At 39.8% G+C, this 16,509-nt stretch carries 13 protein-coding genes and 1 pseudogene; 9 read left to right on the forward strand and 5 right to left on the reverse strand.

Features of this window, described 5'->3' with window-relative positions; translation table 11 throughout:
- Positions 1-231 precede the first annotated feature (231 nt).
- The 4 genes and pseudogenes from DW981_RS10435 to DW981_RS10450 all read left to right on the forward strand — a co-directional run bounded on the left by DW981_RS10435 (position 232) and on the right by DW981_RS10450 (position 5,150).
- Positions 232-1,002 carry a TatD family hydrolase gene (locus DW981_RS10435; RefSeq protein WP_118507675.1) on the forward strand — a complete coding sequence of 257 codons (771 nt, stop codon included), beginning with the start codon at positions 232-234 and terminating at the stop codon, positions 1,000-1,002.
- An 89-nt stretch (positions 1,003-1,091) separates the two neighbouring features.
- Positions 1,092-1,954: pseudogene (rsmA, locus tag DW981_RS10440) on the forward strand (16S rRNA (adenine(1518)-N(6)/adenine(1519)-N(6))-dimethyltransferase RsmA).
- A 6-nt stretch (positions 1,955-1,960) separates the two neighbouring features.
- Positions 1,961-3,742, forward strand: coding sequence for an aminopeptidase P family protein (locus tag DW981_RS10445; protein WP_118507676.1), 1,782 nt, complete (start codon positions 1,961-1,963; stop codon positions 3,740-3,742).
- A gap of 313 nt (positions 3,743-4,055) precedes the next feature.
- A complete protein-coding gene (locus tag DW981_RS10450; protein WP_118507677.1) occupies positions 4,056-5,150 on the forward strand; it encodes a leucine-rich repeat domain-containing protein in 1,095 nt (364 codons plus the stop codon).
- Between the two features lie 91 nt (positions 5,151-5,241).
- On the opposite strand, the gene DW981_RS10455 is transcribed toward DW981_RS10450, so the two are convergent.
- From DW981_RS10455 to DW981_RS10465, 3 genes are all read right to left on the reverse strand, one after another.
- Positions 5,242-5,886, reverse strand: a complete 645-nt coding sequence (locus tag DW981_RS10455; RefSeq protein WP_118507678.1) for a phosphatase PAP2 family protein — start codon at positions 5,884-5,886, stop codon at positions 5,242-5,244.
- A gap of 82 nt (positions 5,887-5,968) precedes the next feature.
- Positions 5,969-6,529: a DUF5662 family protein gene (locus DW981_RS10460; RefSeq protein ID WP_022024175.1), complete on the reverse strand. Its 561-nt coding sequence runs from the start codon at positions 6,527-6,529 to the stop codon at positions 5,969-5,971.
- Positions 6,530-6,573: 44 nt separating this feature from the next.
- Positions 6,574-7,404 carry an AraC family transcriptional regulator gene (locus DW981_RS10465; protein ID WP_147352637.1) on the reverse strand — a complete coding sequence of 277 codons (831 nt, stop codon included), beginning with the start codon at positions 7,402-7,404 and terminating at the stop codon, positions 6,574-6,576.
- A gap of 476 nt (positions 7,405-7,880) precedes the next feature.
- On the opposite strand from DW981_RS10465, the gene DW981_RS10470 reads away from it, so the two are divergent.
- The 3 genes from DW981_RS10470 to DW981_RS10480 all read left to right on the forward strand — a co-directional run bounded on the left by DW981_RS10470 (position 7,881) and on the right by DW981_RS10480 (position 12,555).
- Positions 7,881-9,638 carry an ABC transporter ATP-binding protein gene (locus DW981_RS10470; protein WP_118507680.1) on the forward strand — a complete coding sequence of 586 codons (1,758 nt, stop codon included), beginning with the start codon at positions 7,881-7,883 and terminating at the stop codon, positions 9,636-9,638.
- On the forward strand, positions 9,631-11,412 hold the full coding sequence (locus DW981_RS10475) for an ABC transporter ATP-binding protein (protein ID WP_022024172.1): 1,782 nt from the start codon (positions 9,631-9,633) through the stop codon (positions 11,410-11,412). Before DW981_RS10470 ends, DW981_RS10475 begins: the two co-directional genes overlap by 8 nt.
- A 384-nt stretch (positions 11,413-11,796) precedes the next feature.
- Entirely contained in the window at positions 11,797-12,555 is a 759-nt protein-coding gene (locus DW981_RS10480) for a transposase (RefSeq protein WP_182434225.1), read from the forward strand.
- 145 nt (positions 12,556-12,700) lie between these two features.
- On the opposite strand, the gene DW981_RS15150 is transcribed toward DW981_RS10480, so the two are convergent.
- Positions 12,701-13,009, reverse strand: coding sequence for a hypothetical protein (locus tag DW981_RS15150; protein ID WP_182434227.1), 309 nt, complete (start codon positions 13,007-13,009; stop codon positions 12,701-12,703).
- A 99-nt stretch (positions 13,010-13,108) separates the two neighbouring features.
- A complete protein-coding gene (locus DW981_RS10490) occupies positions 13,109-14,014 on the reverse strand; it encodes a hypothetical protein (RefSeq protein ID WP_182434228.1) in 906 nt (301 codons plus the stop codon).
- 360 nt (positions 14,015-14,374) lie between these two features.
- On the opposite strand from DW981_RS10490, the gene DW981_RS10495 reads away from it, so the two are divergent.
- Positions 14,375-15,523, forward strand: a complete 1,149-nt coding sequence (locus DW981_RS10495; protein ID WP_118507683.1) for a hypothetical protein — start codon at positions 14,375-14,377, stop codon at positions 15,521-15,523.
- 256 nt (positions 15,524-15,779) lie between these two features.
- A complete protein-coding gene (locus DW981_RS10500; protein ID WP_022024121.1) occupies positions 15,780-16,508 on the forward strand; it encodes a hypothetical protein in 729 nt (242 codons plus the stop codon).
- The last annotated feature ends 1 nt before the right edge of the window (position 16,509 follow it).

The following is a 16,509-nucleotide window of genomic DNA, read 5'->3' on the forward strand; positions in this document are numbered from 1 at the left end:
GAGAACTGATACTCCGAGGCTCTTTCTGGGTGCCTTCAGCAACAATTAAATAAAGTTTGTGGTGATTTCTGTTAATTTGTACTTGACAAGAGGTCATTACATATCAGTTTGAGTTATTTAATAAGAAGGAAACTGCTGTTGTGTAGGAAAATGTTGTGGTGACAGCTAAATTGCGGTATCATAATATAGATAATAATGCTGATGCATGAAAATTAATTTGGAGGCTAAACAATGATTTTTGATACACATGCGCATTATACAGATGCGCGGTTTGATGAAGATAGAGAGGAACTATTGGCGGGGATGAAAGCGCGTGGTGTCGGTGAGATCGTAGAAGTAGGGGCAAGTATTCAGTCTACGAAGGATGCGGTCAATCTGGCAGAAAGTCACGACAATATTTATGCAGCGGTGGGCGTACACCCGGAGGACATCGAGAGACTGACACCGGAAGATATGCAATGGCTGGCAGACTTGACGCACAGGGATAAAGTGGTTGCCATTGGCGAAATCGGTCTTGACTATTATTACGATGAACCAGGGAGAGATTTGCAGAAAAAGTGGTTTACACGCCAGCTTCAGGTGGCTGCAGAAACACAGATGCCGGTCATCATTCATAGCAGGGATGCTGCAAAGGACACATTAGACATTATGAATGAACATTGCGCTTGGCAAAATGGTGGGGTGATCCATTGCTTTTCCTACAGTCCCGAAATTGCCAAAATATATTTGGATAAGGGGTTTTATCTGGGAATTGGTGGCGTGGTCACCTTTAAGAATAGTAAGAAATTAAAGGAAGTCGTTGAAATGATGCCACTATCGCAAATGGTGTTAGAAACGGATTCGCCGTATTTGACACCGGTACCGCATCGCGGCAAACGAAATGATTCAGGATATTTGACACACGTTGTTGATGAGATTGCGGCATTGAAGTCGTGCGACCGCGAGGAAATTATCCGCATAACAAGGGAAAATGCGCATAAGTTGTATCGCATTGGTCAGTAAAACGGGAGACTGCACATTAATAGAAGGCTGTACTGTATTGGTTAATAAAGCAGGGCACTGCATATCAATAGAAAGAAGAGGATATTGGGATGGCAACATTAGGAATACCACAAAATACAATAGACATATTAAAGAAATATGACTTTCATTTTCAGAAAAAGTTTGGACAAAACTTTTTGATCGACACGCATGTTTTGGAAAAGATCATTGACTCGGCCGGCGTGACAAAGGATGATTTTGTGTTGGAAATCGGTCCGGGAATTGGGACAATGACACAATATCTTTGCGAAAGAGCCAGAGAGGTTATGGCGGTGGAGATTGATGATAAATTAATCCCAATCTTAGCAGATACGCTGTCAGCGTATGATAATGTGACGGTTGTGAATGAAGACATTCTTAAATTGGATATTGATCAGATCGCTAGGGAACATAACGCCGGAAAGCCGATTAAAGTAGTGGCAAATTTGCCATATTATATAACAACCCCGATCATTATGGGATTGTTTGAAAGTCATGTGCCGCTTGAGAGTGTGACTGTTATGGTGCAAAAAGAAGTAGCAGATCGTATGCAGCAGGGCCGGGAACGAAAGACTATGGGGCATTGTCGCTCGCCGTACAATATTATTCAGAGGCGGAAATCGTAGCGAATGTTCCTCCGAATTGTTTTATGCCAAGACCCAATGTGGGGTCTGCCGTGATTCGTTTGACTTGCCATAAGGACTGCCCGGTGAAAGTAACGGATGAGAAGTGGATGTTTCGCATTATCCGTGCATCGTTTAATCAGCGCAGAAAGACATTGCAGAATGGATTGGGAAATGATGCATCACTTCCGGTGACAAAGGAGCAGGCCAAGGCGGTAATCGAGAGTATGGGGTTATCTGCTACGATCCGTGGAGAAGCATTGTCGTTAGCGCAATTTGCGGAGCTTGCAAACCGCTTGAAGGAGGCCTGATGAGAGATGAAAGTGTGGGAACGTATAGAAAGCCTGCGTAAACGCATGCGCGAGGAAGACATTGATGTGTATTATATTCCGACCAATGATTTTCATGGTTCTGAATATGTCAGCGGATATTTTCAGACAAGAGAATATATTTCTGGTTTTACCGGATCTGCAGGTGTTGTGATCGTGACGTTAGAAGATGCCGGGTTATGGACCGATGGACGATATTTTATTCAAGCAGAAAAACAGTTGCAGGGTAGCGGCATTACATTATACCGCATGGGACTTGATGGCGTTCCGACGGTGAACACTTATCTCGACAATGTACTAAAAGATGGACAAGTGCTTGGCTGCGATGGCCGTATGGTGACAACCACATGGCTTATGGCAATGAAACGCAGATACAAGGTTAAAAGTAACGTTGATCTGGTAGGAGACATTTGGGAAGATCGCCCAGATCGTCCAAAACAGCCAATATGGGAATTGGCGCTAAAGTATGCAGGGGTCAGCAGAGAAGAGAAGCTGTCTCGTTTGTGGGACTGGATGAAGCAAAAGAGTTTGGATTATTTTATACTGACATCTTTGGATGATATTGCGTGGTTGTTTAATTTACGTGGAAATGATATTCCATGCTGTCCGGTATTTTTATCTTATGCGGTGTTTACGCAAGAGAGTGGCGTATTGTTCTGCGAGAAAAATTGTGCGAACGGGTCGATACAGACTGCCTTAATGAAGGCGGGAATTGAAACGAGACCGTATGAAGAGGTGGAACAATATATCCGCAAAATGGGACAGGGAAAGCGCGTTGCAATGGATATGCGTGTGGTCAATGCGCATTTGGCGGCACAGGTACCAAACGAAAATACATTAGTGGATGTTGTGAATCCAACCGGAATGTGGAAGGCGGTCAAGAATGAAACGGAAGTGAAAAATGAACGTATTGCACATCTGAAAGATGGTATTGCCATCACCAAAATGTTGTATTGGCTGCGTCATACGGATAAAAAGCAGGAATCTGAAATCTCCGTTTCGGATAAATTGGAGGAGTTTCGAAGATTAGATGAGGATTATTTGGGGCCTAGCTTTGACACAATATCCGGGTATGCAGAGCATGGTGCGATCGTGCATTATAGTGCGACACCGGAAACCAACCATATATTAGAGGAAGAGAATTTCTTGCTGTTAGATATGGGTGGACATTATTATCAGGGAACAACAGACATTACACGAACGGTTATGCTGGGCAGAGAAGCAACCGATGAGCAGAAAAAATACTATACAACAGTGCTTCGTGGTAATTTGGCGCTTGGTGCAGCGAAGTTTCATAGTGGAATTACCGGAGTGAATCTGGATGTGCTGGCAAGACAGCCATTGTGGGAAATAGGCTGTGATTTTTTGCATGGAACAGGGCACGGCGTAGGATATTTGTTGAATGTGCATGAGGGACCAAATGCAATACGGTATGTGGCTTCTAAACAGCCGGGAGGCGATCCGGCGCTGGAACCGGGCATGATCACGTCCAATGAGCCGGGTGTTTATTTGGAAAATAAATTTGGTATTCGACTGGAGAATCTGATCCTATGCTGCGAAGCAGAGCATACGGATTTTGGTCGTTTTTTGGAATTTGAAACATTGACATTAGTGCCGTTTGATCGGAGAGCGATTGATGTAAAAGGACTCAGTGACAAAGAACTTGGCCTGCTGAATGCATATCATCAACGGGTCTATGAAGAGATTGGCCCGCATTTAGCACCGGAAGAAAGAGATTGGCTGCAGGAAGAATGCAGTCCAATTTTGTGATAAATTCTTAAGAATTATTAAGATTGCGTTGATATTGTTGACACGGTAACAGATCTATGGTGTACTAAAGATGTAACTAACGGAAGTTCTGTATAGAGTGAATTATTTTTTGTATCTAAAGTATCTATTTATACATGTGAGAAGTGACATGGGTAAGGAGGAGCAAATGAAAAAGAGACGAGTAAGAGCATAACGGAGATCATGAACAGTGATTCTGCCAAAGGTGCAGTCATTGATCATACTTAGGATACAGAAATAAAATCAGTTATTATAATGCACAGAGTGACTGTGCAGGAAAGGATGGGTGATCACCATGAAAATCAGATATTGTGTGAGTTTGTTGTTGCTGTGTGCCGCAACAATATTTTCGAAGTCGACAACAGTAAAAGCAGAGGATAAGTATTATAAGTTTTTGGAAAAATATTTTACCATTGAAGAGAAGTATAAATCAAAATGGGGACAACAGGATGGATTTACGTATCTTTGTGAAAAAAAAGATAATACCGTCACCATTGTTGGAATACCTATGGATAAAAAGAAGGTAGTTGTACCCGCCAAAATCAATGGGAAAAAGGTGGTAAAGATTTCTATTATGCCGGCGTTTGATTGGGCAGCGAATGAGGAATACCGCAATGAATTTTACGGAGAACATGAGGATGTCCCGATCCCAAAGGTGGAATACTTGAGTATTCCAAAGACAGTTAAGGTTATAGACTGTTATGAAGGGGGATGGCTGAACGAGGGGTATTGTAAGGGAATGCAGTCATTTCTACAGAATCTGAAGAAATTTAATGTGGCATCCGGTAACAAGTGGTATAGGTCATACAAGGGAGTATTGTATACTAAAAATGGAAAGAAATTAATTACTGTACCAAGAAAGTATACGGCAAAAACGGTCAAAGTAAAAAAGGGAACAACAAAGATAGCAGATTCCGCGTTTTCCTTCTGCACCAACATTAAAAAGGTGATCCTGCCGGATACGGTAAAGGTGATTGAACAGAATGCGTTTGTGTGCTGTTCGTTGAATTACATTAGGATGCCTAGAAGACTGAAAGAATTGGGCGGGAGTGCATTTCATGAATCTGCTTTAAAGAAGATAACAGTATACGGAAAAGTGGAATTGAATGGAACATTTAAATATTGCAAAAAGTTAAAGACAGTGGTGCTAAAGAAAGGTGTTAAGAAACTTGGAGAATATGTGTTTATTGATTGCCCGAAACTGAGAAGTGTGACGGTTCCTAAAGGCATAAAAAATCTTTGGTTGTACATTGACAGCATATTTTATTATCGGGGATTAAAGTGCAACCTTTCCAACATTACCATAAAAACACCAAAGAACTCAGAAATGTATAAGGAACGTAAATTCTTAAAGAAACGATACAAGATAAAAGTGAAAGTCATCAAGTAGCATTTGCTATATTGCTTGAAACATGAGTTGACAAAGTAAAAAGGTATAATAACCAGCGGGGGATGTGTGTTTTACATCCCCTGCTGGTTATTTATTTTGTTGTCCGTTTGCGGAACAATATATTTGTGATCCAAGAGACAATCATAAATAATACGATCGCAGCAGCAACGTCCAAGAAGGAATGCTGTTTCAAAAATAGCGTAGACATACAGATCAAGAGGCACAGTACAAAAGAGCCGTTGCGCCAGATCTTTTGCTTATGGATCGTCGCATAGCGGCAAAGTCCGGCGTGGATGGCAAGTGAGTTAAACACATGAATACTTGGCAGCACATTGGTATCGGTATCCGTTGCATACAGCATGGAAATGACCTGTGTAAAAATATTGTCATGAGTAAATTGTGTCGGTCGCATGTTCTGTGCATTTGGAAACAAAGTATAGATTAACAGACTGGCTGTCATGCCAATGATCAATGTGGCAATTGTCTGATAATAGTTTTCTAAATGCTTCAGATCGAAAAATAAGAGTGCTAATGTTGCAAATACATACACAAACCATAATAAATATGGAATAATAAAATATTCGCAAAAAGGAATATAGTCGTCTATAGCGCAATGAATGTAGGTGAAAGGTACGTCATCACGTGCCTCCAGCCACACAAACCAAACCATATACACCGGAAAATAGAGTGCGACAAATATATGTTTATAGCGGTAAATAAATTGTTTCCAGTTCATAAAAATCCTTTCTAGGATCAGAGTGCCGAAGTCTATTTTGCCGTCACCCTGATCTGTGGTCGTAAATTATGCTGACAGTGGTTTAATGCCAGCGGGAATGCTTAAGATCCAGTTCGTTGCGAATATAAGCGAAAGTTTTATCTTCGCCCTCTTCGGCGAGCATATGCAAAAGCCGTTCTAGCAGCTCTGCAGTCTCTGGATGCATGGTGTAGCGCGATTTGCCACGTTCGTAATATTCCAAAGGCAGTCGGTCGTTGTAATTTTCTAAATTGTAATTACGGCTTGCTGCCATGCGGTCGCAAAACATTTCAACGACGTAACGTGGTGCCATAGGCATTCCCTGTAACCCCTTGGAGTAGTCAGAGGAAAGATCAATCCAGTATTCATAGTGATGGCGGTTGCGTCCTTTGTGGTGAAGCCATGCGGCAGAGTAGCCGATGGTTTCGCGCTCATAAGCGTTCGGGCTTCGTTTGCCCTCTTGATAATAGCGAACACCGGTCCAAAATTCAATTGGATGATATTTCGACCAGTCATGGCAGATTCCCTGCCAGTAAATGCCGGCGCGAAAGCAATTGCGGCGCACCAGTCGTTTGTGGCGTAGAATTGTTCGCAAATGCCCCCAAAAATTATGCCATAATCGCATGATGACATCTCCATTTCTTAAAAGTATTGATCAGATTCCAGAATTTAATTCGGAACTATACTCCCGCATCCATTGTCTTGGCGTACAGCCTTCCATTTGCGGAAAGTACGGATTAAATGACTGCAATCCGAAAAACCGGTCTCCTGACTGATATAGGTCAGATCCAGTTTCGTGAATAAAAGCAGATCCGTCACCCTGTTAATACGCACAAATTCGATATATTCCTTGCAGGATTGATGGTAATTTCTGCGGAATAATTTAGCAAAGTAAGAATAACTCATTCCGCACCGTTCTGCAAGGTCATGAATCCGTAAAGGTTCATTATAATGCGATTTGATATATTCTGCAATATGTTCAAACTCATGATTGTCACTTTGCCGGGACAATAAAATTTCTTCCATATTAAGTCCGCGCATCAGCCAAACGCGCGTCATCGCTGTGATCAAGATCGCAAGTTTGGAGCAGGCAATCGTGTCGTAGCCAAAATGGCGCAGCCGCACTTCCTCGATACAGTCGACAAAGAGCTGCTCGAGTGGAATACCTGTCATGTCGCCGTTGGCAAAGAAAATATTGGAAGGATCTTCCTCATAGGCAAGAGAGATGATCCGGCTGAATTGATTTTTCATGTTATCCGTTGCCTGCAAAAAGCCAAGGTCAAACTTCAAAACATGATAGCGAATGTTTAGCGGGGAAGCCGCTTTGCAGTCAGATGCCGCCACAGTCGTTATAGAGGGAGATTTCTCCGATACATTTGCAGCTGAATGTGGTATTGACACCGGATGAATGCTGTCGTGTTCCTGATCCGGTAAAGGTTCCTGCGGAGATGCCAGAAGAGGGCAGGCAGACAGCGGAAAGTTAGGCAGATAACCATGCAACGACGGATTCTTTAAGAAATCTTGCGATTTCAGCGTAATAGCAGGATCTTGCGATGGTTTCTCAGCCTGGCTTTGCTCAAAATCCGTCGGAAAGACATCGATAGTATGTAAAGTCTTTGGCGGAAAAAAAATAAAATCTCCCGGTTGCAGGAGTATACATTCTCATCACAGGTGACAAGCAGATTGCCGGCTGTAAGATATATACATTCTATAAAATAATGCCAGTGTGGCAAAATAGGAAAGTTGTAATCGTACGTGATATGTGTAAAAGCTTCGATTGGTGTATTTAAGCGGTCTGTATATTCGTAATAGCGATCCATAAGTATTAGTCAGCCTTTCTGTAAATTCTTTAAAATCTGCGCAAAAAAAATTGCAAAAAGATAGATTTATACAATTTTTGTGCAGATTTATTATAGCACACCATCTATTGCTATGCTATACTTTCGTAGCAGATTTACAGAAAGGAGAAAAAAACTATGACTCCAATGAAATGGTTTTATTCATTTTTGAAGAAATATTGGCTGCGCATGGTGTCGGGTCTGATACTTGTAACGATACTTGCTGCGACAGCTTTGGCATCGCCATACATCTCCAAATTGATCGTGGATGATGTCATTAAAAAGCAAAATACCGGGTTATTACCGAAGCTGATCATTCTGCTTCTTGCGATGGTTGTGATCAAGGGTGTATGCCGATTTTTTTCGCAAGTATTGTTTGAGACAAGTTCGCAGGGTGTGTTGTATACCATGCGCGACAAAGTATACCGCAAACTATTGTTAGAAGATTTTGCGTTTTATAATAAAAATAGAACGGGAGATCTGATGGGACGTCAAACCGGAGATATGGATGCGATCCGTCATTTTGTGGCGTATGTGATCTATACGGTATACGAAAATATTTTGTATTTTGTGTTATCCATCGTTTTGATCTTTATGGTCAATGTAAAGCTTGCTGTATGCATGATGCTTGTGCTCCCACTGACGGCAGCTACTACCTATATGCAGGCTAAAAAAGTCAAACCTGCTTTCAAAAACTGTCGAGATGCTTTTTCAAGTCTGAATACATATGTGCAGGAGAACATTAGTGGAAACCGCATGGTAAAGGCGTTTGCGAAAGAAGACTTCGAAATGGAGAAGTTTGGCGTGGAGAATGACCGTTACCGCGATGCAGAGCTTGGTGCAGCTGCTATTTGGAAGAAATATGTGCCGATCTTTGAGTTGTTGTCCAATCTGTTGACATTGGTACTTATGCTTGTTGGCGGTGTTATGGTGGTGCGCGGAGAGATGACATTAGGTGATCTTGTTGCAGTAAACGGATATTTATGGATGCTCACAACACCGCTTCGCATGGCGGGATGGTGGATCAATGATATTCAAAGATTTACTACATCAGTAGAAAAGATTTATGGGACTTATACTGCGGAACCGGATGTGAAACATCCCGGCCATCCGGTACAGCATCAAAAGTATGAGGGGAATATCTCGTTCCGCAATGTGTCGTATCGGGCAGATGATGAGGACATCATTCGTGATGTATCTTTCGAGGTAAAGAAAGGTGAGACGGTCGGCATTTTGGGAACGACCGGAGCCGGAAAGTCAACGATCATTAATCTGCTTTGCCGTTTCTTTGATGTGACAGACGGTGAAGTGCTGGTAGATGGCATTAATGTGAAGGATCTGGATCTGTATGAACTGCGCGAGAACATTGGTATCGCCATGCAGGATGTGTTCCTTTTTTCGGATACGATCGAAGGAAATATTGCATATGGCCGTCCAGATTGTTCGTTTGAACGAGTAAAAGAAGTGGCCAAAATGGCAGACGCCAATTTGTTTATTAAAAATCTTCCGGATGGATACGATACGATCGTAGGTGAGCGCGGAGTCGGATTGTCGGGCGGACAAAAGCAGCGAATTTCTTTGGCGCGTGCCTTACTTAAAGATCCGGCGATCTTAGTGCTTGATGATACGACATCGGCGGTAGATATGGAAACAGAGAGTTACATTCAGCGCCAGTTGGAAAATATTGGACACAGTTGTACGACATTTATCATTGCATATCGAATCTCTTCTTTGCGTGATGCCGACAAGATCTTGGTTATGGATCAGGGTCGCGTTATTGAGCAGGGAACCCATGAGGAATTGATTGCAAAAGGTGGATATTATGCAACCGTTTATTATCACCAGTATCCTATGGCTGTACCGAAAAACGGACAGGAGGTGAATCACATTGGCTAGAAATACTTATGAAAATGATGAGATATTAGAAGATAAGTTTGACGCCAAGCAGTTAAAACGACTGGGTGGTTATATCCGTCCTTATACCGGCAAGATGCTGCTCGTGTTGTTTTTGATGTTGTCATCTTCCGGACTTACCATGTTTATTCCAAAGTTTTTGCAGATAGAGATGGATACGTACATCCCGAATGGCGATATACATGGTATTGTGATCTTGACGTTGATCGCAGCAGTGATCGTAGTGTATGCAGTAGTCAGTCTGCGTATAAAGGTAACACTTACGACGCAGGTTGGACAGGATATCATTCATCAGATACGAGAGGATCTCTTTGCTCATTTGCAGGAACTGCCCTTTAGTTATTATGATGACCGTCCACATGGGAAGATTCAGGTACGTGTGGTTAATTATGTCAACAATCTAAGTGACCTGTTGTCAAATGGTATTTTGAATACGATCACAGATTTGTGCAACCTGATCTTTATTTTGATCTTTATGCTTTCTATGAGCGTAAAGTTGACACTGGTATGTATGTGTGGCTTGCCGGTGCTGATCCTGTATATTGTCTTTCTCAAAAAGAAGCAGCGTTATGCTTGGCAGGTACAGAGCAATAAGCAGTCTAACTTGAATGCCTATATTTCCGAAAGCATTAACGGCATACGTGTGACGCAGGCGTTTGTGCGGGAGGAAGAAAACACCAATATATTTAATCGTTTGAGTATGAGTTATCGCAAGGCGTGGATGCGTGCCGTGATCTATAACTTTGCAATGGGACCGATGGTCGATCTGATCTCCACGATCACAACGGCATTTATATATGTGATCGGTATTAACTGCATTATAAATGGAGGATTGGATGGCGTGACAACCGGTAAGTTGATCGCGTTTACAGCATATATCAGCCGCTTCTGGCAGCCGATCAATACGATCGCAAACTTTTATAATAGTGTGCTCACGGCAGTTTCTTATTTGGAACGTATCTTTGAGACGATTGACGAACCGGTGGCAGTAAAAGATGCACCGGATGCCGTTCAAATGCCGCAGATCAAAGGAGATGTTGCGTTTGACCATGTCACCTTCAGCTATGAAGACGGTATTCCGATCTTGCATGATGTGAGTTTTAAGGTACAGCAGGGTGAAACAATAGCCATTGTAGGTCCGACCGGAGCCGGCAAGACAACGATTGTAAATTTATTGAGCCGTTTTTATAATGTAGACCGTGGAACGGTCAAAATAGATGGAATTGATATTTCCAAAGTAACGCTTCGTTCCTTGCGTGAACAGATGGGCGTTATGATGCAGGACAGCTTTATCTTTTCCGGAACGATCATGGATAATATTCGTTATGGCAACAAGAAGGCTTCGGATGAAGATGTGATCCGTGCCGCAAAGACGGTGTGTGCGCATGACTTTATCGTACAGATGGAAGATGGCTATAACACACAGGTTAATGAGCGAGGAAGTCGTTTGTCTGTTGGACAGAGACAGTTGATCTCGTTTGCCAGAGCGTTGTTGGCAGATCCGGCGATCCTGATCTTAGATGAGGCAACGTCAAGTATTGATACGGAGACGGAAATCGTGCTGCAAGAGGGCTTGAGCCACTTGTTAGAGGGACGTACCTCGTTTATTATTGCACATCGTTTGTCGACAATTAAAAATGCGAACCGCATTATGTATGTTGCAGATGGTAAGATTTTGGAAAGTGGTTCTCATGAAGAACTGCTTCAGATGCACGGTAAATATTATGAATTGTTTATGTCGCAGTATAAGGCATAATAAGAGTAAAAAAGCAAAGCCAGCGCTCAATGTCATTAAGTTAAGATGACCAATCAAGATCTTAGCATCAGAAATGATGCTAGGGTCTTTTTATTTTGTAATAAATGCTTGACATATGATTCGAAATGTGCGGCCGCTTTCGCTATTGAATGATAATGAGGTAGCGAAAGCGGCCCTTGTAATTAAGAACATCTTGATTGCAAGGAGGTAACGCATATGAGCAATTATATTAATCAAGTTTCAGATTCTCTAAAGAATCATATTTAGGAATTAGCTAACAATCCATGTTTATTTCTTCGAAACCCCAATGTCGATTTCTCTCGAAAACGGAAAATTGATTTCAAAACTTTTATAGGAATCATGATGAATTCGGGTGGAGCTACTATGAGTAAAGAACTACTTGATTTCTTTGATTTTGACAAAAATACTCCGTCTGTGTCAGCATTTACGCAACAACGTTCAAAAGTACTTCCAGAGGCTTTTGAATATTTGTTTAAATCTTTTACGGATGACAACCTTCCAACTACTAATAATTATCATGGTTATCGTTTAATTGCATGTGATGGAAGTAACTTGACCATTGCAACCAATCAAAAGGATCCAGAAACTTTTTGGGAACGTAATCAGCATGGTTCAATTGTTAATAAACTACATCTGAATGCCTTTTATGATGTTTTGAATCGTATATACACCGATGTTTTAGTGCAAACAGTAGCGGATTACAACGAGTTTAGAGCATGTGCAACAATGATTGACAGATCGAAACTAGAGAATGTTATTCTTGTTGCTGATAGAGGATATGAAAACTATAACATTTTTGCACATACAATTGAAAAAGGATGGAAATTCGCTATACGTGTCAAAGATAAAAATAGTAATGGAATTGCATCTGGGTTAAATCTTCCTTCAAATGATGAGCTTGATATAGATATCACTCAGATTTTTTCAAGGAAAAATACAAAGACCACAAAAAATGCAGGCTATAAGTGGATGCCTGTAAATCAAGTGTTTGATTATCTTCCACGAAAAAGTGATAAAACATACGAATTATCATTTCGTATTATTAGATTTCCTATAGGGTCTAATTCTTATGAAATAATAATTACAAATCTTGATAGAAATATTTTTGATGTAAAAAAATAAAGGAAATCTATCATTTGAGATGGGGAATAGAAACTTCATTCAGAGAATTAAAATATGCCATAGGATTAACAAGTTCCATGCACGAAAACCAGATTTTATTAAACAAGAAATATATGCGCGATTACTTTTGTATAACTATTGTGAATTAATAACAACACATGTAATAAAACGAATGAAAAACAATGCTTGCCTCATTATCTATCTGCTCCTGATTCAATGAAATAATTGTTTTACTTGCAACTTCACCATCGGGAGTACAGTGTCCCTGCTCAATAAATCTTTTCGGATCATTAGATTTGTTCCTTGTAAGTTTTGAAGGTGATTTCACAAACTTCTTGGCTCTTTCAATCTGGCGTTCTCTGATAATTACAATATTTGATGGAATAGGTAACGATAAGATGCTGTTCGAGATTGTTCTCATTAATCCATTTGTCTTTATAAAAAACCTTCCCATAATCAGCTCCTTCATCTAATTCACTTAGTTTATATTTTTTGTTACTGCCGGGAAGATGCCATCCATCATCTTCGAGACAGAAATGCCGTAAGAATCCTTTTAACTTTTTAATAGACTGTGTTGTAACAAATCTTCTGCCTTGGATACTGTTGAATTTTCTGTTGGCAGTCGAAGAAAGACCGGCATCCGTACATACGATAAAGTCAGAGGTTTCGAAGTCTTTAATAATCTTTTGCTCCAGAGGAGACATAGAAGGCTGCTCGTTTTGATTGCCATCAAAAACAGAGAATGCAAGTGGAATGCTATCCGCATCCATAAACATACCCATCTGAACAATAGGGTTAGGTCTGTGTTCTTTGGAAACACCATATTTTCTAAAATCATCTTCGTCTTCAACCTCAAAGTAGTAGTTGGTGCAGTCGTAATAAAGGACTTCTTTTTTTTGTTAATTACATTCTGGGAACTTTTGTAAAGTTCGGACTGGAAGAAGTCGTTTTCATTTGCAATAACCTCAAGAGCCCGGTACACCTGATGTAATTCGCATTTAGGCTGCTCAAGAAATCTTTGGGCACTTTCTAAAGAAGATAGATTGGAGCCGGGAGCAATGATTCTTGAGTGAAATAGCATTGAAAGAATGTCATTCAGGTCATAATCGAATTTATTTTTTTGAAATAGAGGTGCATATCTTATCAAGTCCAAGTGGATAATAAATATCCTGCAAGAAAAGATAGCCTGCATTGCATGAGTTACGGACATTTTTGTCAATAAGCATCGAAGAAGACAGCTTAAGAAGTATGCCCTTCTTAGCTTCTTTTTCTGCGATAGTAAGTTTTTTGCGTATTCCTTTGCCCATTCAATAGGATCTTGATCTCCACATCTCGCTTTGATTTCTTCAATATTACCTAAGCGTTCAACAGTTTTTGTTGTGGTTTTATTTCCTATGCGGATAGTTTTTTGGATATAGTAAGTTGGCGATTTTTTTGTTCCTGCACAAGTAAGTTTCATAAGCAACACCTCCATGTACTTATTACAACATAAATACGCACAAATAACCACAAGAAAAATGAATAAAATTTGACAAAAAAAATACAGGTTTTTCAAGGCCTGCAAAAAATCTCTCTTATTCAATTGTCAAATTACCGAGTGTTTAGCTTGACATTGCTTGTGCGTTATGATATATTATATGCATATTCTTTTTAGTTGTTTTGATTTTGTCCCTCTGAGAATGAGAAATGTAATGAAATTTTTTTGTATTCTTTTGGGGTGTTTCAGTTGTTGGATGATTTTCAATGTAATGGAAAATAGGATTAAAACATTAAAATTAATAGTGAACATGTGAAAAGAGGTATAGCTAAGGAGGAAGAGATGAAACTAGGAAAGAAGACAGTAGTAACCATAGGAGTATTATTATCTGCATTGTTATGTGTAAATATGATATTGTATACACCAGCATCAGCCGATGGGAATACGAAATTAAAGACATCAAAAAATGATATTAGTAGTGAAACGGTAAATATGCATCAAGGTGTTTCAATGTCATATGCACAGATTGTTCAAACATATTCTGATGAATATTCGGTATCTTTATATAGTGATAAGTGGAAGAAATTTAAATCACATGCGGAGATGGTTAAAAACTGTCAACTTGAAGATGAGAAAATACAGAGGATGTCAACAAATGAATTGTTTAATGTGGTAATGGCTTATCCGTTGTTAATAGATGTTTTTTTATATGATGATATTGATCAAGGGATTAAAAGTGTGTCGCAACAATATAATGGATTGCGTGAACTGTTAAAACGAGACGATTTGCAAGATGTATTATATCATAAATATTTGACCTATAGTAAAACAGAAGATGTAATTGATTATAATATATATACTGCTAATAGCATACAGAAGGCAATAACAGATAATCATATAAGCAAAAGAAATATATATATAGATTTCTTGAATGATAAAATACCACAGATAGAAAAAAGTATGTTAGATAATTACAAATATACGGATAAAGAAAGGCAGAAGATTATCAATAAGCAGGAATTATTGAATGATCAACAAAATGCTATAACTTTTGCTGCTGCACGTGCTGACGAGACTGTTATAGTCAAGACTCCTAAAGGGTCTAAAATTAAATGTAAAAGAAAAGCGTCTAATAAAAAAAATAGTACAAAAGATGTGGCCCAGCAAAAACTTGCATACCCACGTGCAACGTATGTTTCTACAGGGTATTCTAAGAATAATTGTCATGCATATGCATGGACAGGAAGACAAGACATATGGATGCAATCTCCAGTGCTGTATGTGTCAGATGGCAGTTATAAAGCCATTAAGGGACGCCCAAAGTCTAATGGACAAATAGCAGTATGGGGATCTTATACACACTCTGCCATTGTTACAAATTATGGAACACAGGATCCAACTGTGACATCAAAGTGGGGTGGTGGTCATATTTGGCGTTGTGGAGCAAGTTATTGTCCATATAATGGACCAATTTGCTATTATGGAAGATAAAGTATCACTTGAAATTACATATTATGTGTCTTATTAATAGGATTAAAGTATTAAAAAGTCCATTTTCATTATATATTTGTTTCGAGATTTGAACTATAATAGCTTGAAAAGTATGCACATCGCTGATAGATATTGTGGTTAAAGATTTCGAAAAATGATTTGTCAGATCATTTCAGACTATTTGATACTTTAATCTTAATAGGAATATAATGGAGTTTAGATGGTAAATTAGAAATAAATTAAGGAAGGGGCTAATATGAAACGAAGTCTTTTTGTAATGATTACAGTAGCAGCAATATGCTGTTTCGCAGGTTGTGCTCAAAAAGCCGAACACAAAACCGTCAAAGAGGAGAAGGCGGCATCAACTACTAGTGACACAACACAGTACAAATCGGAACCGAAGGGTGACATTGATGTATTAAAGAAAAGTTATCCGGACTGGATTAAAAATGGTGAGGTAAACTATCCATATACCTTGAAATCCCAAGAACTAAAAGAAGCAAAATCCTATAACGAACGGACGAAACTTGTAAATGTACCGCAGGAGATAACAGAGAGCTGCAGTACAGCAGAATTATTGCATTTGATTGAGGAATATCCTTTATTAGATTTGAGTTTGTATGATACGATGGACATTGCGGTGGAAAATTATCGGAACGTGAATACAGCGTTTGATGAATTTTTCCAGAGGGAAAATGGACCGAAGGAGGCCTTGAACGCATTGCAGCAGAATGCAAAAAATCTTTCTGCTATTAAAGACCCGGAAGTATATAAACGTACACTGGATGGAATGCAATTAGAGCTATATGTGGTGCTTTCTGCGCATGGCTATGAAAGTCTCGGAGCAAAGCAGGCAGCTAATGTGAAACAAATAGTTACACAGATGAAAGATGCGATAGAACAGGATCAAGCGAACGCATCCACTACAAAAATTGACATTGATAAGTTAATTACCGACAAAAGGTGGACAAAGGAATTATCATAAA

Origin of the sequence: Clostridium sp. AM49-4BH (assembly GCF_003478335.1) — a bacterium.
In the GTDB taxonomy this organism is placed as follows: Bacteria; Bacillota; Clostridia; order Lachnospirales; family Lachnospiraceae; genus Butyribacter.